This window comes from Klebsiella planticola ATCC 33531 (assembly GCF_000735435.1).
GTDB lineage: Bacteria > Pseudomonadota > Gammaproteobacteria > Enterobacterales > Enterobacteriaceae > Klebsiella > Klebsiella planticola.
Map to the genome: position 1 here is coordinate 25739 of NZ_JMPP01000046.1, position 23584 is coordinate 49322.

Annotated in this window: 19 protein-coding genes; 4 read left to right on the forward strand and 15 right to left on the reverse strand. The window is 59.2% G+C overall.

Going from position 1 to position 23584, the window contains the following annotated elements:
• Nucleotides 1–9: 9 nt before the first annotated feature.
• Nucleotides 10–669 carry an O-methyltransferase gene (locus GRPL_RS07535; protein WP_032696323.1) on the forward strand — a complete coding sequence of 220 codons (660 nt, stop codon included), beginning with the start codon at nt 10–12 and terminating at the stop codon, nt 667–669.
• A gap of 119 nt (nt 670–788) precedes the next feature.
• Here GRPL_RS07535 and hrpA read toward each other — a convergent pair whose 3' ends face one another.
• Nucleotides 789–4691 (reverse strand): ATP-dependent RNA helicase HrpA, encoded by a 3903-nt coding sequence (gene hrpA, locus GRPL_RS07530; protein WP_032687962.1) that lies wholly within the window; start codon nt 4689–4691, stop codon nt 789–791.
• Between the two features lie 201 nt (nt 4692–4892).
• Here hrpA and azoR point away from each other — a divergent pair, with 201 nt between their 5' ends.
• Nucleotides 4893–5498 carry an FMN-dependent NADH-azoreductase gene (gene azoR / locus GRPL_RS07525; RefSeq protein WP_032687963.1) on the forward strand — a complete coding sequence of 202 codons (606 nt, stop codon included), beginning with the start codon at nt 4893–4895 and terminating at the stop codon, nt 5496–5498.
• 268 nt (nt 5499–5766) lie between these two features.
• On the opposite strand, the gene paaY is transcribed toward azoR, so the two are convergent.
• The 13 genes from paaY to paaA all read right to left on the reverse strand — a co-directional run bounded on the left by paaY (nt 5767) and on the right by paaA (nt 16970).
• Nucleotides 5767–6363 (reverse strand): phenylacetic acid degradation protein PaaY, encoded by a 597-nt coding sequence (paaY, locus tag GRPL_RS07520; protein ID WP_032687964.1) that lies wholly within the window; start codon nt 6361–6363, stop codon nt 5767–5769.
• A gap of 9 nt (nt 6364–6372) precedes the next feature.
• Nucleotides 6373–7299, reverse strand: a complete 927-nt coding sequence (paaX, locus tag GRPL_RS07515; RefSeq protein WP_162180099.1) for a phenylacetic acid degradation operon negative regulatory protein PaaX — start codon at nt 7297–7299, stop codon at nt 6373–6375.
• Between the two features lie 130 nt (nt 7300–7429).
• Complete coding sequence (gene paaK, locus GRPL_RS07510; protein ID WP_032700076.1) at nt 7430–8746, reverse strand: phenylacetate--CoA ligase PaaK; 1317 nt, start codon at nt 8744–8746, stop codon at nt 7430–7432.
• Nucleotides 8747–8772: 26 nt separating this feature from the next.
• On the reverse strand, nt 8773–9978 hold the full coding sequence (pcaF, locus tag GRPL_RS07505; RefSeq protein WP_032700034.1) for a 3-oxoadipyl-CoA thiolase: 1206 nt from the start codon (nt 9976–9978) through the stop codon (nt 8773–8775).
• Complete coding sequence (gene paaI, locus GRPL_RS07500; protein WP_032687967.1) at nt 9978–10400, reverse strand: hydroxyphenylacetyl-CoA thioesterase PaaI; 423 nt, start codon at nt 10398–10400, stop codon at nt 9978–9980. Before paaI ends, pcaF begins: the two co-directional genes overlap by 1 nt.
• Nucleotides 10390–11832, reverse strand: coding sequence for a 3-hydroxyacyl-CoA dehydrogenase PaaH (gene paaH / locus GRPL_RS07495; protein ID WP_032696325.1), 1443 nt, complete (start codon nt 11830–11832; stop codon nt 10390–10392). The genes paaI and paaH overlap by 11 nt, the downstream gene beginning before the upstream one ends.
• Nucleotides 11833–11835: 3 nt before the next feature.
• Nucleotides 11836–12624, reverse strand: a complete 789-nt coding sequence (paaG, locus tag GRPL_RS07490; protein WP_032700035.1) for a 2-(1,2-epoxy-1,2-dihydrophenyl)acetyl-CoA isomerase PaaG — start codon at nt 12622–12624, stop codon at nt 11836–11838.
• A gap of 2 nt (nt 12625–12626) precedes the next feature.
• Complete coding sequence (paaF, locus tag GRPL_RS07485) at nt 12627–13394, reverse strand: 2,3-dehydroadipyl-CoA hydratase PaaF (protein ID WP_032700037.1); 768 nt, start codon at nt 13392–13394, stop codon at nt 12627–12629.
• Entirely contained in the window at nt 13391–14461 is a 1071-nt protein-coding gene (paaE, locus tag GRPL_RS07480) for a 1,2-phenylacetyl-CoA epoxidase subunit PaaE (protein WP_032687972.1), read from the reverse strand. Before paaE ends, paaF begins: the two co-directional genes overlap by 4 nt.
• A gap of 7 nt (nt 14462–14468) precedes the next feature.
• Nucleotides 14469–14966: a 1,2-phenylacetyl-CoA epoxidase subunit PaaD gene (paaD, locus tag GRPL_RS07475; RefSeq protein WP_032700038.1), complete on the reverse strand. Its 498-nt coding sequence runs from the start codon at nt 14964–14966 to the stop codon at nt 14469–14471.
• Nucleotides 14967–14978: 12 nt separating this feature from the next.
• Nucleotides 14979–15734 carry a 1,2-phenylacetyl-CoA epoxidase subunit PaaC gene (gene paaC, locus GRPL_RS07470; protein ID WP_032696329.1) on the reverse strand — a complete coding sequence of 252 codons (756 nt, stop codon included), beginning with the start codon at nt 15732–15734 and terminating at the stop codon, nt 14979–14981.
• A gap of 7 nt (nt 15735–15741) precedes the next feature.
• A complete protein-coding gene (gene paaB / locus GRPL_RS07465; protein ID WP_004861295.1) occupies nt 15742–16029 on the reverse strand; it encodes a 1,2-phenylacetyl-CoA epoxidase subunit PaaB in 288 nt (95 codons plus the stop codon).
• An 11-nt stretch (nt 16030–16040) separates the two neighbouring features.
• Complete coding sequence (gene paaA, locus GRPL_RS07460; RefSeq protein ID WP_032696330.1) at nt 16041–16970, reverse strand: 1,2-phenylacetyl-CoA epoxidase subunit PaaA; 930 nt, start codon at nt 16968–16970, stop codon at nt 16041–16043.
• A 286-nt stretch (nt 16971–17256) separates the two neighbouring features.
• Here paaA and paaZ point away from each other — a divergent pair, with 286 nt between their 5' ends.
• Both paaZ and tynA read left to right on the forward strand, forming a co-directional pair.
• Nucleotides 17257–19302 carry a phenylacetic acid degradation bifunctional protein PaaZ gene (gene paaZ, locus GRPL_RS07455; RefSeq protein ID WP_032700040.1) on the forward strand — a complete coding sequence of 682 codons (2046 nt, stop codon included), beginning with the start codon at nt 17257–17259 and terminating at the stop codon, nt 19300–19302.
• A 319-nt stretch (nt 19303–19621) separates the two neighbouring features.
• Nucleotides 19622–21889: a primary-amine oxidase gene (gene tynA / locus GRPL_RS07450; protein ID WP_032700042.1), complete on the forward strand. Its 2268-nt coding sequence runs from the start codon at nt 19622–19624 to the stop codon at nt 21887–21889.
• 78 nt (nt 21890–21967) lie between these two features.
• Here the strand turns inward: tynA and GRPL_RS07445 are convergent, their stop codons facing one another.
• A complete protein-coding gene (locus tag GRPL_RS07445) occupies nt 21968–23545 on the reverse strand; it encodes an esterase/lipase family protein (RefSeq protein ID WP_210434730.1) in 1578 nt (525 codons plus the stop codon).
• Between the last annotated feature and the right edge of the window lie 39 nt (nt 23546–23584).

Here is a 23584-nt window from a genome sequence, read left to right on the forward strand (position 1 = left end):
AAATCGCCTATGCAACAACAATGGTCTGCCGTAGACAGTTATCTGATTGATACTTTAATTCCCCACGATCCGCTGCTCAGCCAGGTGCTGGCGAACAATCAGCGCGCCGGGCTGCCCGCTTTTGACGTCGCCGCGAATCAGGGGCAGTTTCTGGCGCTGCTGGTGCGCATGGTGCGGGCGCAGCGGGTGCTGGAAATCGGTACCCTCGGCGGATACAGCACCATCTGGATGGCTCGTGAGCTGCCGGAAGATGGCGAGCTGCTGACCCTGGAGGCCGATCCGCACCATGCCGCGGTGGCCCGAGAAAATCTGCGCCTGGCAGGGGTCGATAAGCAGGTCACTCTGCGGGAAGGTCCGGCGCTGCAGACCCTCGAATCCCTCGGCGATCGCCCGCCTTTTGATCTGATTTTTATCGATGCCGACAAACCCAGTAACCCCGACTATTTACGCTGGGCCTTGCGCTATTCCCGAGCGGGAACATTGATTATCGGCGATAACGTGGTGCGCGACGGCGAGGTGGCGAACCCGCACAGCGAGGACGATCGCGTGCAGGGGGTACGACGCTTTATCGAGATGATGGCCGACGATCCGCGCCTGACGGTCACGGCGCTGCAAACGGTAGGCAGTAAAGGTTGGGATGGGTTTACGCTGGCGTGGGTGAACGGCTAGTCATCCGCGCCGCTGCCCGGACAGCGGCGCGACGCCGTTATCCGGGTAAGCAGGTCAAGCGATTGCTTAAACCCCGTCGCCCGCGCCAGCGGGAACGTCCGCAGCTTGCAAATCGTCGCTTACGCGACGATTTGTTCCATAGCCTGCAGCACCCGCTTGTCGGAGATGGGATATGGCGTTCCGAGCTGCTGGGCGAAGAAGCTGACGCGCAGCTCCTCAATCATCCAGCGAATCTCCTGCACATCCGCATCCCCACGCCGCCCCGGCGGTAGCTTATTCAGCCACTGCTGCCAGGCCTGCTGGATGCTCTCCACTTTGAGCATCTGCGCCCGGTCGCGGTGCGGATCGATGGCCATTTTCTCCAGTCGTTTTTCAATCGCCTGCAGATAGCGCAGGGTATCCCCCAGTCGGCGGAAACCGTTGCCGGTCACGAAGCCGCGATAGACCAGCCCGCCCATCTGCGCCTTAATATCCGACAGCCCCAGCGCCATGCTCATGTCGACGCGCCCTTTCAACCGCTTATTGATGTTAAACACCGCGGTCAGAATCTGTTCGACCTGTTTGGCTATCTCCACCACCGTCTCATTCAGTTCGGCGCGCACCTTATCGTGCAGTTTCGCGAAATCCTCCTCGCTCCACACCGGGCCGCCCGCCTCATCGATAAGTTTATCGACGCCACAGGAGATACAGTCATCAATCAGATCCAGCACTTTGCCATAAGGGTTAAAATAGAGCCCCAGCTTGGCTTTATTCGGCAGCTTCTCATGCAGATACTTAATCGGCGACGGGATATTGAGCAGCAGCAGACGGCGCAGCCCCTGCCACATCGCCTGCTGCTGCTCCAGCGGATTATCAAACAGCTTAATCGCCACGCTGTCGCGTTCATCCACCAGCGCCGGCCAGGCTTTCACCTTATAGTTGCCGCGTTTTTGCTCGTAGCTCTCCGGCAGTTGACCGAAACTCCAGATATGCAGCCCGCTCTGCTCGATACCATCGTCGGCAACGGCAGAAAGCGTCTCCTGCACTTTGCCCTTCAAGGCCTCTTTTAACTCCTGCAGCGAGCGCCCTTCCGCGAGCTTTTTGTTCTGGTCATCCACCACCCGGAAGGTGATTTTCAGATGATCGGGCACCTGTTCCCACTGCCAGGCTTCGCGATCGATGGTCACGCCGCTCATTCGCCGCAGCTCGCGCTCCAGCGAATCCAGCAGCGGCAGCTCCAGCGGCGTCGCGCGGCCTAAAAACGCCTCGGCGTAGTTCGGCGCCGGCACGAAATTACGCCGCACCGGTTTTGGCAGCGATTTGATCAGCGCGATAATCAGCTCACGGCGCAGACCGGGAATCTGCCACTCGAATCCGGCCTCTTCGACCTGGTTGAGCAACGGCAGCGGAATATGTACCGTTACCCCATCGGCATCAGCGCCCGGTTCAAACTGATAGGTCAACCGCAGCTTCAGGTTGCCCTGATGCCAGAAGTTCGGATAGTCCAGCTTGCTGACCTGCTCCGCCCCCTCTTTGATCAGCATACTCTTTTCAAAGTTGAGCAGATCCGGCGTGTCGCGGCTGGCCGCTTTCCACCACTTATCGAAGTGACGCGCGGAAATAACGTCATGGCTGATACGCTGGTCATAGAAATCGAACAGCGTATCGTCATCCACCAGAATGTCGCGGCGGCGCGATTTATGCTCCAGCTCTTCAATTTCCGTGCGCAGCCTGTTGTTGTCGCGGAAGAAGGCGTGACGCGTCTGCCAGTCCCCTTCCACCAGCGCATGGCGGATAAACAGCTCGCGGCACAACGCCGGGTCTATCTGGCTATAGTTCACTTTGCGGGCGGCGACGATCGGCAGACCGTAGACGGTCACTTTCTCCGTCGCCATCACCGCCCCCTGCGCCCGCTCCCAGTGCGGTTCGCTGTATGACCGTTTAAGCAGGTGCTGCGCCACCGGTTCTATCCATTCCGGATCGATGCGGGCGGCAATCCGTCCCCACAGGCGGCTGGTCTCCACCAGTTCGGCGACCATCGTCCACTTCGGCGGTTTCTTGAACAAACCGGATCCCGGGAAGATAGAGAAACGCGCATTGCGCGCCCCGGTAAACTCCTGCTTATCGTTATCTTTCATCCCGATGTGCGACAGCAGACCGGTCAGCAGCGCGGTATGGATTTCGCGATATTCCGCCGGCTCGCTGTTAATCGGCAGCCCCAGCTCTTTCACCACCTGGCGCAGCTGGGTGTAGATATCCTGCCATTCACGCACCCGCAGATAGTTGAGAAAATCGGTGCGGCACTGGCGACGGAACTGGTTCGAGGAGAGCGCCTTTTGCTGCTCGCCGAGGTAGTTCCACAGGTTCACAAACGCCAGGAAGTCGGACTCTTTATCGTGGAAACGGCGATGTTTCTCATCAGAGGCCTGCTGCTTGTCCATCGGGCGCTCGCGCGGGTCCTGAATCGACAGCGCCGAGGTGATGATCATCGCCTCGCGCACGCAGCCGTGTTTTTGTGCTTCCAGCACCATCCGCGCCAGGCGCGGGTCAACCGGCAGCTGGCTGAGCTGGCGGCCCATCGGCGTCAGCTTATAGGCGGTCTGCTGCTCGTCGGTGGTAATCGCCCCCAGCTCCTCGAGCAGACGCACGCCGTCCTGGATATTGCGCTTATCCGGCGCTTCAACGAACGGGAACGCGGCAATATCACCGAGGCCCAGCGCGGTCATTTGCAGGATCACCGACGCCAGGTTAGTACGCAGAATTTCCGGGTCGGTAAATTCCGGGCGCGAGAGGAAATCGTCTTCCGAATAGAGACGAATACAGATCCCTTCAGACACACGGCCGCAGCGGCCTTTACGCTGGTTAGCAGAGGCCTGAGAAACCGGCTCAATCGGCAGACGCTGCACCTTGGTACGATAGCTATAGCGGCTGATGCGCGCGGTACCGGGATCGATAACGTACTTAATGCCCGGAACGGTCAACGAGGTTTCGGCGACGTTGGTCGCCAGCACGATCCGCCGCCCGCTGTGGGACTGGAAGACGCGGTTCTGTTCGCTGTTCGACAGCCGCGCATACAGCGGCAGGACTTCGGTATGGCGCAGATTGAGCTTATTGAGCGCATCGGCGGTATCGCGAATTTCGCGCTCGCCGCTCATAAAGATCAGGATATCGCCGGGACTTTCACGTCCCAGTTCATCAACGGCATCGAAGATCGCCTGCAGCTGATCGCGTTCGGTATCGTCGGCATCTTCAACGATTGGCCGGTAGCGCACTTCCACCGGGTAAGTTCGGCCGGACACTTCGATAATCGGCGCGTGGTTAAAGTGGCGCGAAAATCGTTCCGGGTCGATGGTTGCCGAGGTGATGATAATTTTCAGGTCCGGGCGACGCGGCAGCAGTTCCCGTAAATAGCCGAGCAGGAAGTCGATGTTCAGGCTACGTTCGTGCGCTTCATCGATGATGATGGTGTCGTACTGCATCAACAGCCGATCCTGCTGGATTTCCGCCAGCAGAATACCGTCGGTCATCAGCTTGACCATGGTGTTGTCGCTAACGTGGTCGCTAAAACGGACTTTATAGCCGATGCAGCCGCCCGGTTCGCTTTGCAGCTCTTCGGCGATACGGTTGGCCACGGTGCGCGCCGCCAGACGACGCGGCTGCGTATGGCCAATTAGCCCCTTCACCCCGCGCCCCAGCTCCATGCAGATTTTCGGCAGCTGGGTGGTTTTACCGGAGCCGGTCTCCCCTGCCACGATAACCACCTGATGGTCGCGAACCGCCTGCAAAATCTCCTCTTTTTTCTGGCTGACCGGCAGATTTTCCGGGTAGGTAATCGTTGGGCGCGAGGCTTCACGCAGCAGGACTCTCCCTGCGGCTTGTTCGATCTCCTGCGCCATCTCCTGAAGAATAGCCTGCTGGGCTTCAGGATTTTTAACCTTCTTCACGCCATGCAGGCGACGGGAAAAGCGTGACTTATCACGCAGCATCAGGCCATCAAGCCGTTGGAATAGCTGAGAGAAGGTGAACTTTTGTTGTTCTGTCATAGCGTTATCGGGCAGTGCACTGCCGGGAAAAATCTCTTGTGATGTATTGCTGTATATTACCACATCTGCGAATCGCATGCCTTGTTCAAAAAAATTGAATACAGGGTTCGATTTATTGCGCTTTCTCTGTGGCATGATTGTGAATACAGTGTCAACAAGCACCAGGGCATCGACCCGTCAATCTCATATAAGGAAACACCCATGAGCAAAGTATTAGTACTGAAATCCAGTATTCTGGCAGGGTACTCACAATCCGGTCAGCTGTCCGACTATTTTGTTGAACAATGGCGCGAACAGCACGCCGATGATGTTATCACCGTGCGTGACCTGGCAGCCAATCCGATTCCGGTACTGGATGGTGAACTGGTTGGCGCGCTGCGTCCGAGCGATGCCCCGCTGACGCCGCGTCAGCAGGAAGCGCTGGCGCTGTCCGACGAACTGATCGCCGAACTGAAAGCGAATGACGTGATTGTCATCGCGGCGCCGATGTATAACTTCAACATCCCGACCCAGCTGAAAAACTACTTCGACCTGGTGGCTCGCGCCGGTGTGACCTTCCGCTACACCGAAAAAGGACCAGAAGGTCTGGTTACCGGTAAACGTGCGGTTGTGCTGACCAGCCGTGGCGGTATCCATAAAGACACCCCGACCGACCTGGTCACGCCGTACCTGTCTACCTTCCTCGGCTTCATCGGTATCACCGACGTGAACTTTGTCTTCGCAGAAGGCATTGCTTATGGTCCGGAAGTCGCAGCCAAAGCGCAGTCCGATGCCAAAGCGGCCATCGACAGCGTGGTTGCAGCATAAGATTTCCACTCCCACCGCCCGGTGGGAGTGTTTTTTTCGCCCTCTCCCCATTCCCCTTACGCACCGCCTCGTAGAGCGCAGCTGAAGGCGTCTCCGACGAAAATGGCGCAAGCGCTGGAAAGCAGCGTGGATAGCATTAAAAGCCGGTAATCCAGGCGACGTAACCCCATGGAACTTGCGGCAAAAGTGCTGGCGGCGATTCAGGCGCACCCGGCACTCTTTCGCGAGCGGGCTAAATATGAGGCCCCCGATGCCCGAGGGCTCTTGTTCAGGATGATGATTTCGGCCGCAGGTTCTCGTCAAACTCCAGCCGTTTTCTCTCCGGCTCGGCTTCTTTTAACGGCTCCACCTGATGCAGCGACTGCTTGCAGCGCTCCACCAGCACCTGGTATTCCCGCGTCCCCTGTTTTTTCCACGCGATTTCCTGCTCGCTTAAGGTGCGGATCGCTTTTGCCGGACTGCCGACAATCAGATGGTTGGCCGGCATCTCCGCTTTCGCCTTCACAAACGCCGATGCGCCGACAATGCTGTTCTCACCGATGGTCGCGCCGTCGATAATCACCGCGCTCATTCCCACCAGCGCGTTACGGCCAATGACGCAGCCGTGAAGAATTGCCCCGTGGCCGATATGCCCGTCCTCCTCCACCACCGTATCCTGGCCGGGGAAGCCGTGCATCACGCAGTTATCCTGAATGTTAGCGCCGTCTTTAACCACAATCCGCCCAAAATCGCCGCGCAGACTGGCATTAGGGCCAACGTACACGCCTTTCCCGAGGATCACATCGCCAATCAGTACCGCCGTGGGATGCACGTAGCTTTCATCCGGCACAACGGGAGTCATACCGTCAATCTGATAAATCGGCATCAAGCCTCCTTAGGCGCCTGGCAAACCGCCAAAACGCTGATAATAGAGCGGCCCCGGCGCAGGCAGTTCCCCCACCGAGCTTTCCCCTTTTTCGCCGACGAAGGTCAGCGCGCCGGGAGCGACCCGCTGGTAAATATTGATGCACAGCTGGCGCGCGGTTTGTCCGGCCCAGTGCGCAGGCAGTAGCTCCTCCGGCAGCAGCGGATCTTTGAGCACCACGCGACGATAGAAATGGATCAGCAGCAGCTGGATCTGGAAGCAACGTTGCGGCGTTAACTCGTCGGCATCGGCATCGCGCAGCAGCGGTAGCAGCGGGCGAAACAGTGCAATAAAGGTGTCGTACATCATGTTCTGCTCGGTCAAATGCCAGCACTCTTCCACACGGGCGCGCAGCGCCGCCTGGGAGAGCGCCAATGGCGAATGGGCTTCAAAACAGATCACGTTTTCCGCCACGCCCGCTTCGTGCAGCAGCGACTGGACATCGGCCATTTTTTGCGACGGCGAGGCAAGCAGACTCGGTGCCAGGGCGCCAAAGCCTTGCCACAGCAGCTGCTTTTTCACTTCCGCCAGCTGATTTTTCTCCAGCCCTTCCGACAGCAGCAGCAGCCAGGTCCCGTCCCATTCCGGCGCGCTGGCGCGGTAGATTTTATGCTCCGCCCGGCGCGTCAGACGCAGCCCTTTGTCGCTCAGACGATAGAAACTGCGTCGGCCGATGCGTACCACATCCAGCCACTCCTCTTTGTTCAGCCGGAACAGCGCCGTGCGCACGAACCGTTCGCCAAAGCCCAGCCCTTCCAGCAGCGCGGCCACGCTGCCGAGCCACACTTCTCCACCGCGCTGTAGCAAGGAATCTCCGTACAGCGAGGCGATCAGCGAAGTGCCGCTGATTGGCATCGCTTCGACCGCCTGTTGAATAAAAGTATCGAGTTTACTCATTTGATTCATTCTGTTGTTATTGTTGTCCTTTCTGAATCATAGCACAGGAAAATCCCCGGTAGCGCAGGCTTACCGGGGATGGGGTCTGGTGCCCGGGTCGGGCGCAAGCCGCCACCCGGGAAAACGCGGCTTAACCGTTGGCGACGATTTTGCGCAGGTCGGAGACGCGGCAGGCCTTGCCTTCCGAGCGAGGGATACTGCCGCAGTTGACGATGCTAATATCCGTCGAGATCCCGACCATAGACTTAATACGGTGACGCAGCTGATGGCAGATCTGGCAGCGCTGTTCATGACTCAGCGACAAGCTGCTCTCTTTCAACTCGACGCGGACCGAAAGTGAATCAAGATGGCCGCGACGATTGACTTCCAGCTGATAGTGCGGCGACAGATGCTCGACTTTCAGAATCTCCTCTTCCAGCTGCGACGGGAAGACGTTGACCCCGCGAATAATCAGCATATCGTCACTGCGCCCGCTGATGCGATCCATCCGGCGCATGGTGCGCGCGGTGCCCGGCAGCAGGCGGGTCAGATCGCGAGTACGGTAGCGAATCACCGGCAGCGCCTCTTTGGTCAGTGTGGTAAACAGCAGCTCGCCGTGTTCGCCATCCGCCAGCGGCGTACCGTCGTTGGGGTTCACCACTTCCGGGAAGAAGTGATCTTCCCAGATAGTCGGACCGTCGGCGGTTTCCAGACACTCCATCGCTACCCCCGGCCCCATCACTTCCGACAGGCCGTAAATATCCAGCGCGGAGATCCCCAGCCGACGCTCAATCTCCCCCCGCATCGCCAGCGTCCACGGCTCGGCGCCGAAGACGCCGACCCGCAGCGAGCAGCGGCTGGCGTCGCCGCCCATCTGGCGTTCCAGCTCTTCAATCAGGTTCAGGCAGTAGGAAGGCGTCACCATAATCATGTCCGGCTGAAAATCGCGGATCAGCTGCGCCTGTTTTTCCGTCTGCCCGCCGGACATCGGGATCACCGTGGCCCCCAGGCGCTCTGCGCCGTAGTGCGCGCCGAGACCGCCGGTGAACAGCCCGTAGCCGTAGGCAACATGAATTTTATCTTTTGCCGTACCGCCGGCGGCGCGCAGCGAACGGGCAACGATATTGGCCCAGGTGTCGATATCATTCTGCGTATAGCCCACCACCGTCGGTTTGCCGGTGGTGCCGGAAGAGGCATGAATACGCACAATTTGTTCCATCGGTACCGCAAAGGTGTCAAACGGATAGTTATCGCGCAGATCCTGTTTGGTGGTACACGGGAATTTGCTCAGGTCGCTCAGTTCGCGAAAATCCTCAGGATGGACGCCCGCCGCGTCAAATTTACGCCGGTACATCGGCACATTGTCATAGGCATGTTTCAGCGTCCATTTCAGGCGCTGGGTTTGCAAAGCTTGTAATTCGTCACGAGAAGCAGTTTCAATCGGATCTAATTTTGTATTAGTTATCATTTTAGGGTACTCGCAGGTAAAGTCGCTCACACTCGCTCAAGGATCATGGCAATGCCCTGACCCACGCCAATACACATCGTACACAGCGCATAGCGCCCGTTCCGTCGCTGCAGCTCCAGGCTGGCGCTCAATGCCAGCCGCGCGCCGCTCATTCCCAAGGGATGACCTAAGGCGATAGCACCGCCGTTGGGGTTAACATGCTCCGCATCGTCCGCCAGCCCCAGCTGTCTGAGCACGCCTAAGGCCTGCGCAGCAAAGGCTTCGTTCAGTTCGATAACATCCATATCGTTAATATTCAGTCCGGCGCGCTCCAGCACTTTGCGTACCGCCGGCACCGGCCCCAGCCCCATAAACCTGGGCTCCACGCCCGCGGTCGCCATCGCCACAATTCGTGCACGTGGGGTTAACCCCTGCGCCCGCGCCTGCTGTTCGCTGGCGATAATCAGCGCGGCGGCGCCATCGTTCACCCCGGAGGCGTTTCCGGCGGTAACCACGCCGCCTTTGCGAAACGGCGTTTTTAGCCCGGCCAGCTGTTCAAGGGTGGTCTCCGCCCGCGGGTGTTCGTCCTCGCGAACCGCGCTCACCGCCCCTTTCTTGCCAATAATTTGCACCGGCACGATTTCCTGCGCCAGAATCCCTGCCCGCTGCGCTTTCGCCGTCAGCTGCTGGCTGCGAAAAGCGAAGGCATCCTGATCGGCCCGGCTGATGTTTAACAATTCAGCTACATTCTCTGCCGTTTCCGGCATACTGTCAGTGCCAAATTGCTGCTGCATGAGCGGGTTCACAAAACGCCAGCCGATGGTGGTATCAAACAGCTCGGCCTGGCGCTGGAACGGCGCGCTGGCTTTGCCCATCACAAACGGCGCCCGCGACATCGATTCCACGCCGCCGGCAATCAGCAGATCCGCCTCGCCGGCTTTGATGGCGCGTGCGGCAAAGCCGATCGCATCCAGGCCGGAACCACACAGCCGGTTGATGGTGGTGCCGGAGACCGTCTGCGGATATCCCGCCAGCAAGGTCGCCATATGCGCCACGTTGCGGTTATCTTCCCCGGCCTGGTTCGCACAGCCGAAAATCACATCATCGATGACCGAGGGATCGAGACCCGGGTTACGGCTCAGCAACTCTCGCAGTGGAATGGCGGCTAAATCATCGGCGCGGACGCTGGCCAGCGCCCCGCCGTAACGACCAATCGGCGTACGAATCCCATCACAGATAAAGGCGTCACGCATCAGACTTCTCCCGTTATTGTGCCGCCGATGCGGTGCGATTTGCCGCGAAACAGGGCCACAATCTTTTGTTGTTGATTAACAATTTCAATGTCGTAGACGCCGGTCAGTTTCCCCTGCTGCTTCACTCGCGCCGTGGCGACCAGTCGGTCGCCGGCAAACGCCGGACGCAGGAAGTCGATACTGGCGGCAGATGCCACCGCCGCCAGCCCCTGGCTGTTGCAGGCGTAGGCAAAGGCGGTATCGGCCAGCGAAAACAGCTGTCCGCCGTGACAGGTCTGATGGCCGTTAAGCATGGCTGGCGAGACGGTCATGCTCATCTGCGCGTAGCCGTCATCCATTTCAATCATCTCGATGCCCAGGGTTCTGGCGCAGGTATCTTTTTCGTACATCGCGCGCGCGTTGCGCCAGGCCTCATTGTTCATTACGCTGCTCCACAAGCGCCTTCTGGCGCAGTAAGGAACCGGGGCGATAACGCTCTTCGCCATAGTGCTGTTGCAGGTTTTCCAGCATGCGCAGCACGCGCTGCCAGCCCACCGATTCGCCCCACGCCAGCGGGCCGTGCGGGTAGTTGACGCCCAGGCGCATCGCGGTATCGATATCTTCCGGGCTGGCGACCCCTTTTTGCACCGCGTCGAGCGCTTCATTAATCAGCATGGCGAGGGTACGCCAGACCAGCAGGCCGGGATAATCGGCAATCTGCAGCACTTTCTTGCCCTGCTGCTGGAAATAGCGCACCGCTTTGTCGGTCGCCGACGCCGGGTTCGTCGCCGCCGTTGCCAGAACCACGGTGTCACCCGCGCAATAGTCATATACCACCACCGGGCAGCCATACTGCACGCTCAGCGCCTGGGCGGTTTCGCCTTCCGTTTCCAGCACACGAACGTCGTCCAGGGCGATCGTGACCCTGCCGGTGACACTGTCACCTGTTGTGTGAACTGCTTTGGCCCCGCAGGTTTCAGCCACAGCGGCCAGCGCCGGCACGGATGCGCTCTCAAGGGGCCAGCGATAGACGCCCTGTCCGCTCTTCTTGCCCAGACGCCCGGCCAGCGCCAGCTCCTGCTGGACCAGCGACGGCAGAAAACGGCGGTCCTGCCAGAACGCGTTAAACACCGAACAGGTGACGGCGAAGTTGACGTCCTGACCAATCAGGTCGGTCAACGCCAGCGGCCCCATCGGGAAACCGCCGCCGTCGCGCAGCGCGGCATCAATCACCGCCGGGGGAGCCACCTGCTCCTCCAGCGCCCGCCACGCTTCGGCGTAGAACGGCCGCGCCACGCGGTTAACGATAAACCCCGGCGTCGAACGGCAGCGTACCGGCTGCTTTCCCCATGCCGTAACGCACCGGCACAGCTGTTCAACCACTTCCGGCGATGTCGCCAGACCACTCACCACCTCCACCAGTTTCATCACCGGCGCGGGGTTAAAGAAGTGCAGACCGGCCACCCGTTCAGGGTGCTTTACATCGGCGGCAATGGCGGTAATGGAGATCGATGAGGTATTGCTGGTCAGCAGCGTTGACGGGGAGCAGATCGCCGCCAGCTGGCTGAAAAGCGCTTTTTTGACATCCGGGCGCTCTGACGCCGCTTCAATCACCAGCCAGGCGTCGGCCAGCGCGGCTAACTCGGTGACCGGAACAAGGCGGGAGACCAGCGCATCCGCCTGGTCCGCCGTCAGCTTGCCTCGCGCCACGCGGGCGGCCAGACGCTGACGAATGCCTTCCACCGCGCGGGTCAGCGCCTCGGAGGCGATATCGTAGAGCAGGACAGGATGTCCGGCCGCGGCGGCCACTTCCGCAATGCCGGCCCCCATCGTGCCGGCGCCGATCACGGCGACGGTTTGCAGTGTTTGGCTCATGGTCTATTTCCCGCTGAACTGTGGAGGACGCTTCGCCAGGAAGGCACTGACGCCTTCCCGATAGTCATCGCTGCGTCCGGCCAGACGCTGATAGTCGCGCTCAAGATCCAGCTGCGCATCGAGGCCGTTGGTCTCCGAGACCTGGAGCGCTTTTTTGATAAGCCCCAGCCCGAAGGTCGGCTGCGTCGCCAGATGGCGGGCCAGCTGACGACTGGTATCGGCCAGCTCGGCGTCCTCCACCAGCTGCCAGATCATCCCCCACTGAGCGGCCTGTTCGGCGCTGAGCTTCTCACCCAGCAGCGCCAGCCCCATTGCCCGGGCGCGCCCGGCCACCCGCGGCAGGAACCAGCTACCGCCGCAGTCGGGTACCAGCCCCAGCTTGCTGAAGGCCATCACAAAATTCGCCGACCGCGCGGCGAGAACAATATCGCAGCCCAGGGCGAGGGTGGCGCCCGCGCCGGCCGCCACGCCGTTCACCGCGGCAATCACCGGCTTCGGCAGCGCCGCCAGACGGCGCACCAGCGGGTTATAGAAACGCTCAACGGACAGGCCCAGATCCGGCGCCGGACCGCTGGGGTCGACGTTGCGATCATTTAAATCCTGGCCGGCGCAAAAACCGCGTCCGGCACCGGTAATCAGCAGGCAGCGCACGTTGTCATCGCGCTCGGCCTGAGTCAGACAGGCCGCCAGCTGCTGATGCATAAGGTCGTTAAAGCTGTTAAGACGATCCGGGCGGTTAAGGGTAATCGTCATCACACCCTGTTCTACTTCGCTGAGAATAAAAGCGTCCACGATTAGCGTCCTTTAAATTCCGGGGTTCGTTTTTGTAAGAAGGCGTCAATACCTTCGCGGCGATCGTCGGTGGCGCTCAGCAATGTAAACAGCTGGCGCTCCTGTTGAAGACCGGCCTGAAGGCTCACTTCCTGCGCCTGGCGCAGCGACTGTTTCGCCGCACGCAGCGCCAGCGGCGAATGACCGGCGATGGTCGCCGCCAGCTTCAGGGCATATTCGTCGGTCAACAGCGCCGGGGTTATCTCACTCACCAGACCGGCCTGTTGCGCCCGCGGCGCATCAATACTTTCGCCGCTCAGCACCATCCGGCTGGCCAGCGCTTTCCCTACGCAGCGGATCAGACGCTGGGTGCCTCCGGCGCCGGGCATTATGCCGAGGGTGATCTCCGGCAGGCCGAAGCGCGCGTTATCGCCCGCCACCACCAGGTCGCAGAGCAGCGCCAGCTCGCAGCCCGCCCCAAGGGCGTAGCCGTTCACAGCGGCGATCAGCGGTTTCGGAAAGGCATCAATCCGCGCCCACAGACGTGGGCGAATATCGTCCATCGTGGCGGGCAGGTCTTTTTCCGCCATTTCGTTCAGGTCGGCGCCGGCGGCAAAGAAACGGCGGTTGCCGCCGATCACGCAGGCACGGATATCCGGGTCAGACGCCGCCGCGTCCAGCGCGTCGGCAATCTGCGTCAGCAGTGCGTTATTCAAGGCATTACGCGCCTGCGGACGATTCAGGGTCAGCAGCAGGACCCGCTGGTGACGGGCTATCAGCAGATCGCTCATGCCATTCCCCTTGCGTCAAAGTCGACCACCACGTCGCCGCTGGTCGGCAACGCCTGGCAGCTCAGCACATATCCGGCAGCCAGTTCGTCCGCTTCCAGGCTGTAGTTGGCCGCCATCGCCACTTCGCCGCGCAGCACTTTACATTTGCAGGTGGCGCAGACGCCGCCTTTACAGGCGAAGGGCAAATCCGCCCCCTGGCGCAGCGCCGCATCCAGAATGCTGTCATCTTCCGCGGTGAGGGCAATCTGCCGATCGCGGCCGTCCTGACGAATCGTGACGGTGCGGCCTTCAGCCTGCACGCCGGTGGCGCGTTTAGCGCGACTTCCGGGGGTATTAAAGCGCTCAAGATGAATCTGGTTTTCCGCCATCCCCAGCTCGCGCAGCGCCGCTTCAGCTTCATCCATCATCACCGCCGGACCGCAAATAAAGGCCTCGTCGAAGCGGCTGAAATCGAGCAGTCTGGCAGAGAGCGCGCGCAGTTTGTCGCCATCAATGCGCCCCTGCAGCAAATCGCTGTCCATCGACTCCTGGCTGAACAGATGCACCACCTGCAGCCGCTGCGGGTAGCGGTCTTTTAAATCCGCCAGCGCCTGACGAAACATCATGCTGCTGCTACTGCGGTTGCCATAAATCAGGGTGAAGCGGCTATGCGCTTCGGTGGCGAGCGTGGCGCCAATAATCGCCATCATCGGCGTGATACCGGATCCGGCGGCAATCGCCAGATAGTCAGCCTCGCGCCCGGCCTGCGGCTGGTAGCCGAAATGCCCCTGCGGCACCATCACCTCCAGCACCATGCCCTGGCAGATATCGCTCTGCGCATAGCGGGAAAAACGTCCGCCGTCGATGGCTTTGACCGCCACGCTGATTTCCGCCGGCGAGCGGCTGCGACAGATGGAGTAGCAGCGGCGCAGCTCTTCCCCGCCGAGGCGGGCTTTCACGGTCAGATGCTGGCCCGGACGGAAGGCATATTCCGCCTGCAGCGCGTCGGGAATCGCAAAGGTAATGGTCACCGCATCGCGGGTTTCCGGCTCCACTTTCGCGACGGTAAGCGAATGAAACGTCGTCATGGCAACCTCAAATACATTTAAAGTAATCAAAGGGTTCACGGCAGCTGTCGCAGCGGTAAAGCGCTTTACAGGCCGTCGAACCGAATTCACTGATCGGCGTGGTGTGTACGCTGCCGCAGCGCGGGCAAACCACCTCATCCGGAAGACCGGCATGGCAGGCGTGCCCCTGCGGCGGGCTGATGCCGTACTGGCGCAGACGCTCGCGGGCATCCTGGTTCATCCAGTCGGTGGTCCACGGCGGGTCAAGCTGCAGGACAATCTGCACCGGCGTATAGCCGTGGCGGGCCATCGTTGCGCGAATCTCCCCCAGCAGATGCTCGGTCGCCGGGCAGCCCGAGTAGGTCGGCGTAAAGCCAATCACCCAGCCTTCACCGTGCGGTGTCACGCTGCGCACCATGCCAAGGTCGGTAATGGTCAGCACCGGCACTTCCGGATCGGGGATCTCACTTAACAGTGCCCAGATAGCGTGGACTTCTGCGGGTGCGATAGCGGCGAGACGTTGCATAGCCACCTCCTGTTACCACTGCTGACCGGGATAAGCGCGTTGCAGATACTGCATTTCCGCCAGCAACGGCCCGAGATGTTCACTGTGCAGTCCCTGTTTGCCGCCGTGGCGAAACGCCGCCTCTTGCGGGATCTGCAGACCGGCATCAAGCAGCGCGGTGTGAACCGTGCTCTGCCACTCCGCCTGCAGGTCGCGGGGGTCAACAGCGATACCCTGCTCAACAAGGGCAATCTCCAGCGCGTCGGCGAGGAACAACTCCCCGGTAAAACGCCACAGATCGTCGACCGCCTGCTGCATTTTTTGCGCCGATACCTCAGTGCCATTGCCCAGACGTTCCAGCCAGCCGCGGCTGAAGCGCAGGTGATAGCGCACCTCCTTGAGCCCCTTGGCGGCGATGGCGGCAATCTGCGCATCACGACTGTTTACCAGCCGGGTAAACAGAGCCACATGCCAGGCATCGATAAAGAACTGACGGGCGATGGTATCGGCAAAGTTGCCGTTCGGCTGTTCCACCAGCAGGAGATTGCCGTACTGACGTTCATCCCGGCCGTAGGCCAGGGTATCTTCATCGCCGCTCCCCGCCAGCTCAGCCGCATAGCTGAGGAAGTTGCGCGCCTGGCCCAGCAGATCGAGGCCGATATTGGCCAGCGCGAGGTCAATTTCCAGCTCCGGGGCATGGCCGCACCACGCGCCCAAGCGCTGGGCCAGCACCAGGCCGTTATCACCGAGACGCAGCGCATAGGTTGCAACGGGATTGAGGTTGTTCATCGTTGCCTCACATATGTTCCATGCCGTCCGGCACGCTGTAGAAAGTCGGATGGCGATAGACTTTGCTCTCCGCCGGATCAAAAAACTCGCCGCGTTCTTCCGGCTGGGATGCGACTATCTGGCTGGCTTTCACCACCCACAGCGAGCAGCCTTCGCTGCGCCGGGTGTAGACATCGCGGGCATTTTCCAGCGCCATCTGGTCATCGGCGGCGTGCAGACTGCCGACGTGACGATGGGATAACCCCTGCTTGCTGCGGACAAATACTTCATATAACGGCCAGTAAACGTTGCTCATCATGCTTCTCCTTATGCCGCGTCGCGGGAGTGTTGTTTTTGCGCATGCGCCAGCGCGGCTTCCCGCACCCATGCCCCCTCTTCCCAGGCTTTACGCTTGGCGGCCAGGCGTTCGTGGTTACAAATGCCGCGCCCGTTGATCACTTCATTCAGTTCCTGCCAGTTGATTTCGCCAAAGCGGTAGTGCCCGGTCGCTTCATCCAGCTGCAAATCGGCGTCCGGCACGGTCATGCCGAGGATCGCGACCTGCGGTACGGTGTTATCGACAAAGCGCTGACGCAGTTCGTCGTTGGAGTGCAGTTTGATTTTCCACGCCATGCTGCGGGCGCTGTTCGGCGAATTATCGTCGCTCGGGCCAAACATCATCAGGGCCGGCCACCAGAAGCGGTTAATCGCATCCTGCAACATCTGACGCTGCGCTTCACTGCCCTCGGCCAGCGCCATACAGGCTTCAAACCCCTGACGCTGGTGAAAGCTCTCCTCTTTGCAGATTTTGACCATCGCCCGGGCGTAGGGACCGTAGGAAGTCCGGCACAGCGCCACCTGGTTGACGATAGCGGCGCCGTCGACCAGCCAGCCAATCACGCCGATATCCGCCCAGCTCAGCGTCGGGTAGTTAAAGATCGAGGAGTATTTCATCTGCCCGTCGAGCATCTTCTGATACAGATCTTCCCGGGCGCAGCCGAGCGTCTCCGCCGCGCTATACAGATACAGGCCATGTCCGGCCTCATCCTGCACCTTCGCCAGCAGAATCGCCTTCCGACGCAGCGTCGGCGCGCGGGTAATCCAGTTGCCCTCCGGCAGCATGCCGACAATTTCCGAGTGCGCGTGCTGGCCAATCTGGCGGATCAGCGTCTTGCGGTAGGCATCCGGCATCCAGTCCTGCGGTTCGATGGCCGTATCCTGCGCGATACGCTGGTCAAAGCGTTGTTCTTCTGTCACGTCATCACCTTTATGATTCCAATAAATTCAACAAATACGCATTTGTGAATCACTTTGTTTTATAAAAGTTACACTCAGGTTAAATAAAACCACAAATTTTGTTTGTGTTTTTTGTGATGATGACGACAAAAAATCGCCACCAGACCGCGACACCGCAGGCCGGAAGCGGCAGGACACGACGCGCCCGCGATCACAATGTTAATAAATTATTAAATAGTCGCTTGCATTTAATGATTCATAAAATAACTATTTATAGAGATTTCACGTAACATATTGGAGATTCACCATGCAGCAGTTAGCCAGCTATTTATCCGGCACCTGGCAGAGCGGTCGGGGCCACGCCCGCCCGCTTCGCCACGCCATCAGCGGTGAGACATTATGGGAAGTCACCAGCGAAGGGCTGGATATGGCACAGGCGCGCCGTTTTGCCATCGACCGCGGCGCTAAGGCGTTACAGGCCATGACCTTTATCGAACGCAGCGCGATGCTGAAAGCGGTAGCGAAACACCTGCAGGCAGAAAAAGAGGCGTTTTATGCCATTTCAGCGCAAACCGGGGCGACCCGAGCCGATAGCTGGGTTGATATTGAAGGGGGGATCGGCACGCTGTTTACCTACGCCAGCCTCGGCAGTCGCGAGCTGCCGGACGATACGCTGTGGCCGGAAGATGAACTGATCCCGCTGTCGAAACAGGGGGGCTTTGCCGCCCGCCACGTTCTGACCTCAAAATCCGGCGTCGCGGTGCATATCAACGCCTTTAACTTCCCCTGCTGGGGCATGCTGGAAAAGCTGGCGCCAACCTGGCTTGCCGGCATGCCGGCCATCATCAAACCGGCAACCGCCACCGCTCAGCTGACCCAGGCGATGGTCAAGTCTATCGTCGAGAGCGGACTGGTACCGGACGGGGCCATCAGCCTGATTTGCGGCGGCGCGGGCGATCTGCTTGATCATCTGGATAGCCAGGATGTGGTGACCTTTACCGGCTCCGCCCATACCGGCCAGCAGCTGCGTGTTCACCCTAACCTGGTCGCGAAATCGATCCCCTTCACCATGGAGGCCGATTCGCTGAACTGCTGCGTGCTCGGAGAGGACATCACTCCCGGGCAGCCGGAATTTGCCCTGTTTATCCGCGAAGTGGTGCGCGAGATGACGACCAAAGCCGGGCAGAAATGTACCGCTATCCGCCGCATCATCGTTCCGCAGGCCCAGCTTCATGCGGTCAGCGAAGCGTTGATTGCCCGTCTGCAAAAAGTGACCGTCGGCGATCCGGCGCAGGAAGGGGTGAAAATGGGCGCGCTGGTCAGCCATGACCAGCGCCAGGATGTACAGGACAAGGTGAACGCGCTGATTCAGGCCGGGTGCGAAGTTCTGCTCGGCGGCAAGGCCGATCTTAACGCCACCGGCGCCTTCTTCCCGCCGACGCTGCTGTTCTGCCCGCAGCCGGATGAAACGCCGGCGGTACATGCCATCGAAGCCTTCGGCCCGGTTGCCACCCTGATGCCGTATCAACATCGCGAGCACGCGCTGTCGCTGGCGCGCGCCGGGGAAGGCAGTCTGGTCGGAACGCTGGTGACCGCCAGCGGCGAGCTGGCGCGTGAGTTTATCCTCGGCGCCGCCCGTTCACATGGCCGTATCCAGATCCTCAACGAGGCCTCTTCCGTCGAGTCCACCGGTCACGGTTCACCGCTGCCGCAGCTGGTTCATGGCGGGCCGGGTCGTGCCGGCGGCGGCGAAGAGCTCGGCGGTTTGCGCGCGGTAAAACACTATATGCAACGCACTGCGGTTCAGGGCAGCCCGACGATGCTGGCCGCCATCGGTCAGCAGTGGGTTCGCGGCGCCGAAGTCAGCGAGGACCGTATTCATCCGTTCCGTAAATATTTTGAACAGATCCAGCCTGGCGATAGCCTGCTGACCCCGCGTCGCACCCTGACCGAAGCGGATATCGTCAATTTTGCCTGCCTCAGCGGCGATCACTTCTATGCCCATATGGACAAAATTGCCGCCGCGGACTCCATTTTTGGCGAGCGCGTGGTCCACGGTTACTTCCTGATCTCCGCGGCAGCCGGGCTGTTTGTCGATGCCGGCGTCGGGCCGGTTATCGCCAACTATGGCATGGAAAACCTGCGCTTTATCGAACCGGTGAAGCCGGGCGACACCATTCAGGTGCGTCTGACCTGCAAGCGTAAAACGGTGAAGCGCCAGCGTAGCGCCGAGGAGAAAGCGACCGGGGTGGTGGAGTGGGCGGTAGAGATATTCAACCAGCACCAGCAGCCGGTGGCGCTCTATTCCATCCTGACGCTGGTGGCCCGTCAGCACGGCGACTTCGCGGTTTAACCGATGCCTGTCCCCGCCGTTCCGGCTAACGCCGGGCGCGCCGGGCCGGTACCCGATGCCTCTGCGGAGGCATTTTTTGTGCCCCGCCCGCTTGCTCCGGGCATAACTGGCAAATCTGACAAACAACCTGGCAAGAGCACACAAACGCCAACCGACCAACCGCTGGTAGGTTAAAGCGAGTAAAGCCGGCATTTCGCAGCGGCAAGCGACAACACAACTCGCCGGAATCATTGGCGTTGCAGACAATCAGCAGGGACGCGTGGTCACCGTAGATGCAACCCAAAGCATGACGGGAATATAAATATAAGATGAGGTCACAATGGCAAATAACTCAATTCGTTCCCCGCGTAAAACAGCCTTAGCCCTGGCCGTTGCGCTGTTTTGTGCCTGGCAATCACCGGTGTTCGCGCACGGCGACGAAGCGCATATGGTCCCAATGGACAAAACGCTGCAGGCGTTTGGTGCCGACGTGCAGTGGGATGATTATGCCCAGATGTTTACCCTGATGAAGGATGGCGCCTACGTCAAAGTGAAGCCCGGTGCGAAAACGGCCATCGTCAACGGTAAGTCGCTGGATTTACAGGTTCCGGTGGTGATGAAAGACGGTAAGGCGTGGGTCTCCGATACCTTTATCAACGATGTCTTCCAGTCCGGTCTTGATCAGACCTTCCAGGTCGAGAAACGCCCGCATCCGCTCAACTCGTTATCCGCAGCGGAAATCAGCGAAGCGGTGACGATTGTCAAAGCCTCGCCGCAATTCCGCCCCAACACCCGTTTTACCGAAATCTCACTGCACGAGCCAGATAAAGCGGCGGTGTGGGCCTTCGCGTTAAAAGGAACCGCCGTTGAGGCGCCGCGCACCGCTGACGTGGTGATGCTCGATGGTAAACACGTCATCGAAAGCGTGGTGGATTTACAGAATAAGAAAATCCTCTCCTGGCAGCCAATTAAAGACGCCCACGGCATGGTCCTGCTGGATGATTTCGTCAGCGTGCAGAACATTATTAACGCCAGTGACGAATTCGCCGCAGTGCTCAAAAAACACGGCATCACCGACAGCAAAAAAGTCATCACCACTCCGCTGACCGTCGGTTATTTTGACGGCAAAGATGGCCTGAAGCAGGATTCACGTCTGCTGAAAGTGGTGAGCTATCTGGATACCGGCGACGGCAACTACTGGGCGCACCCGATTGAAAACCTGGTCGCCGTGGTGGATCTTGAGCAGAAGAAAATCATCAAAATTGAAGAGGGTCCGGTGATCCCGGTGCCGATGGAATCGCGCCCTTATGATGGCCGCGACCGCGTGGCTGCCGCGGTTAAACCGCTGGATATTACCGAGCCGGAAGGCAAAAATTACACCATTACCGGCGACACGATTCACTGGCAGAACTGGGATTTCCACCTGCGGCTGAACTCCCGCGTCGGGCCGATTCTCTCCACCGTGACCTACAACGACAACGGGCAGAAACGTCAGGTGATGTATGAAGGCTCGCTGGGCGGGATGATCGTGCCTTATGGTGACCCGGACGTGGGTTGGTACTTCAAAGCCTATCTCGACTCCGGCGACTACGGCATGGGCACCCTGACCTCGCCAATCGTCCGCGGTAAAGATGCGCCGGCGAACTCGGTGCTGCTGGATGAAACCATTGCTGATTATACCGGCGCGCCAACCACTATCCCGCACGCTATCGCAATCTTCGAGCGTTATGCCGGTCCGGAATACAAACACCAGGAGATGGGGCAACCGAACGTCAGCACCGAACGACGCGAGCTGGTGGTCCGCTGGATCAGTACCGTCGGCAACTACGACTATATCTTTGACTGGGTGTTCCACGAGAACGGCACCATCGGCATCGACGCCGGCGCCACCGGAATCGAAGCGGTCAAAGGCGTCATGGCGAAGACCATGCACGATCCGAGCGCGAAAGAAGATACCCGTTACGGGACGCTGATCGACCATAACATCGTCGGCACCACGCACCAGCATATCTACAATTTCCGCCTTGACCTTGACGTTGATGGCGAGAACAACTCGCTGGTGGCCATGGACCCGGAAGTGAAGCCCAATACCGCCGGTGGCCCGCGCACCAGCACCATGCAGATTAACCAGTACACCATCGACAGCGAACAAAAAGCGGCGCAGAAGTTCGACCCGGGCACCATTCGCCTGCTGAGTAATACCACCAAAGAGAACCGGATGGGTAACCCGGTGTCGTATCAGATTATCCCTTACGCGGGCGGCACTCACCCGGCGGCAACCGGCGCCAAATTCGCGCCGGATGAGTGGATTTATCACCGTCTGAGCTTTATGGATAAGCAGCTGTGGGTCACCCGCTATCATCAGTCGGAGCGTTATCCGGAAGGGAAATATCCGAACCGTTCGATCCATGACACTGGCCTTGGCGCCTATGCAAAGGATAACGAGTCGCTGACCAACCACGATGACGTGGTCTGGATAACCACCGGCACCACCCACGTGGCGCGCGCGGAGGAGTGGCCGATTATGCCGACCGAATGGGCGCATGCGCTGTTGAAACCGTGGAACTTCTTTGACGAAACCCCGACGCTGGGCGAAAAGAAAAAGTAGTTTGTCGCAAGGCCTGAGAGAGAAATCTGCCCGCCACCGGGGGTAACCTCGGTGGCGCTATCGCTTTTAGCACGCTTCTCAGTTCCAGAGCTGGACGTTAAAACGCAACGCCCCAGAGATCCCCGGCACCGAAGGCCGTTTATTGCCTTTGGTATCGATGGAGACACTTTCTACGGGAATCGTGACCTCACAGGCATTATCGGCGATTTGCTGCGGGTCCAGAATAATATCGGCGTTGGAAACCCCTGAGTCCTGCCAGGCATATTTTATCCGCCAGGGGCTGTCGTCATTTGCCGGAGGAACAATTTCAAGGATCAGAGAGTTGCGGAACAAATACCCCCCTTCATAGTGTTCGTTAAACCAGAATCGCTTTTCTATTTCGTAATCGGGAATTTTCACTCCCAGTATCAGGCTGTAGGCCAGAGAGCGCCGGGCTTTATTCACTCGCGCACGCCTGGACAAGAAGACGCTCGAGAGATATTGCGTAGCATGTCCCTGTGTATTCCACTCTTTTTGCGTCACACAGGCAACGGAATCTTCTTCGGCGACACGTCGGGTTAACGACCAGGGTTTACCCCGGGGAGAGGCAATAGCTTCTATCTGATAGATTGCGTCAATCTTATTCGCCTCTCCACCGGCCGCTTTTAGCGCCGCATCCGGAAGACGAATGTCCTTAAGTTCCAACCATATATCCACGCGGACATCGCCAAAAAGAAAGCGTGCCAGATTCTGGAAAGCTTCTTCGCTATTCACAATACCGAAATAGCCGGAATGGGCGCGATAGGTGAAGGCTTTCGCACAAGGCGCGCCGATTGAGCCATCATCATTAAGACCATTCAGCGTAGCATTCTCAATTTTTACCAGACCATCGCTGCCGTTCCCGACAAAGGTTCTCGAGAGTCCGGCGGCAACGTCATAATCAAGGCGATTGGTCCCTACCATAGTGAAAATGCGCGATGAGGGAAGTCGGGACTCAGGGATCAAATCGACCCGTTTATAACGCTGGTACGCATTCTCGAGGTCGAGATACTGCGCCATACGGTCACGACTAAAGTTAGCGACGCTACTTTGCCAGGGAAGATTCGGGATATTAATCTCCGCAAACTCAATCCCGTTATGTGGCGTAGCGTAGGTGAAAAATTTATCGACGCTTCTGGCCATCTGCTGCGGATCAAGCGCCTGATTTTGTAGAAAAGCCCGGCAAACAAGGCCTCCCATCGAGTGGGCCACCAGATAACAGCGAAAGTCGTCGGGCTCCTGCACGCCGCTGTTGGGGTTTGCCAGCAAAAGCTGCCTGATCGTGGCCAGCAGGCTTGACAGTCCAACTGCCGCCGTTGCTATGTCGGGCGTTTTACCCCTTCCCAGTAGCGTGGACGCATCGTCATAATAGCGATACACAATCACCGATTTATCATCCAGGATGTTTCCGGTAGGTTTACCCTCCGGATCCAGCGCCCAACCAGCGTCCGTGATATCCAGTCCCTGCTCAAAAACATCGCTATAACCAAACTCCGAGGCCAGACGAATAACGGGCGATTCAAAATAAAATTTCTTCGGGCGATCTTTCTGGCTCGCAGAGGCTCGCAGCATCGTTGAGCCAAGATTAAAACCATTAAAAGGATCGGCGGTAGTCTCATTAATATCGTGATCAGTCATCGCATAACCACGAACATAAATAATAGGGTAAAAAGGCAT

Coding starts and splice junctions, on each gene's coding strand:
- paaH (WP_032696325.1), bottom strand. CDS start 11,832: ATGAGCCAAACACTGCAAACCGTCGCCGTGATCGGCGCCGGCACGATG.
- paaX (WP_162180099.1), bottom strand. CDS start 7,299: ATGAGTAAACTCGATACTTTTATTCAACAGGCGGTCGAAGCGATGCCA.
- GRPL_RS07535 (WP_032696323.1), top strand. CDS start 10: ATGCAACAACAATGGTCTGCCGTAGACAGTTATCTGATTGATACTTTA.
- paaZ (WP_032700040.1), top strand. CDS start 17,257: ATGCAGCAGTTAGCCAGCTATTTATCCGGCACCTGGCAGAGCGGTCGG.
- paaF (WP_032700037.1), bottom strand. CDS start 13,394: ATGAGCGATCTGCTGATAGCCCGTCACCAGCGGGTCCTGCTGCTGACC.
- paaY (WP_032687964.1), bottom strand. CDS start 6,363: ATGCCGATTTATCAGATTGACGGTATGACTCCCGTTGTGCCGGATGAA.
- azoR (WP_032687963.1), top strand. CDS start 4,893: ATGAGCAAAGTATTAGTACTGAAATCCAGTATTCTGGCAGGGTACTCA.
- hrpA (WP_032687962.1), bottom strand. CDS start 4,691: ATGACAGAACAACAAAAGTTCACCTTCTCTCAGCTATTCCAACGGCTT.
- paaI (WP_032687967.1), bottom strand. CDS start 10,400: ATGAACAATGAGGCCTGGCGCAACGCGCGCGCGATGTACGAAAAAGAT.
- tynA (WP_032700042.1), top strand. CDS start 19,622: ATGGCAAATAACTCAATTCGTTCCCCGCGTAAAACAGCCTTAGCCCTG.
- pcaF (WP_032700034.1), bottom strand. CDS start 9,978: ATGCGTGACGCCTTTATCTGTGATGGGATTCGTACGCCGATTGGTCGT.
- paaE (WP_032687972.1), bottom strand. CDS start 14,461: ATGACGACGTTTCATTCGCTTACCGTCGCGAAAGTGGAGCCGGAAACC.
- paaD (WP_032700038.1), bottom strand. CDS start 14,966: ATGCAACGTCTCGCCGCTATCGCACCCGCAGAAGTCCACGCTATCTGG.
- paaK (WP_032700076.1), bottom strand. CDS start 8,746: ATGATAACTAATACAAAATTAGATCCGATTGAAACTGCTTCTCGTGAC.
- paaC (WP_032696329.1), bottom strand. CDS start 15,734: ATGAACAACCTCAATCCCGTTGCAACCTATGCGCTGCGTCTCGGTGAT.
- paaB (WP_004861295.1), bottom strand. CDS start 16,029: ATGAGCAACGTTTACTGGCCGTTATATGAAGTATTTGTCCGCAGCAAG.
- GRPL_RS07445 (WP_210434730.1), bottom strand. CDS start 23,545: ATGACTGATCACGATATTAATGAGACTACCGCCGATCCTTTTAATGGT.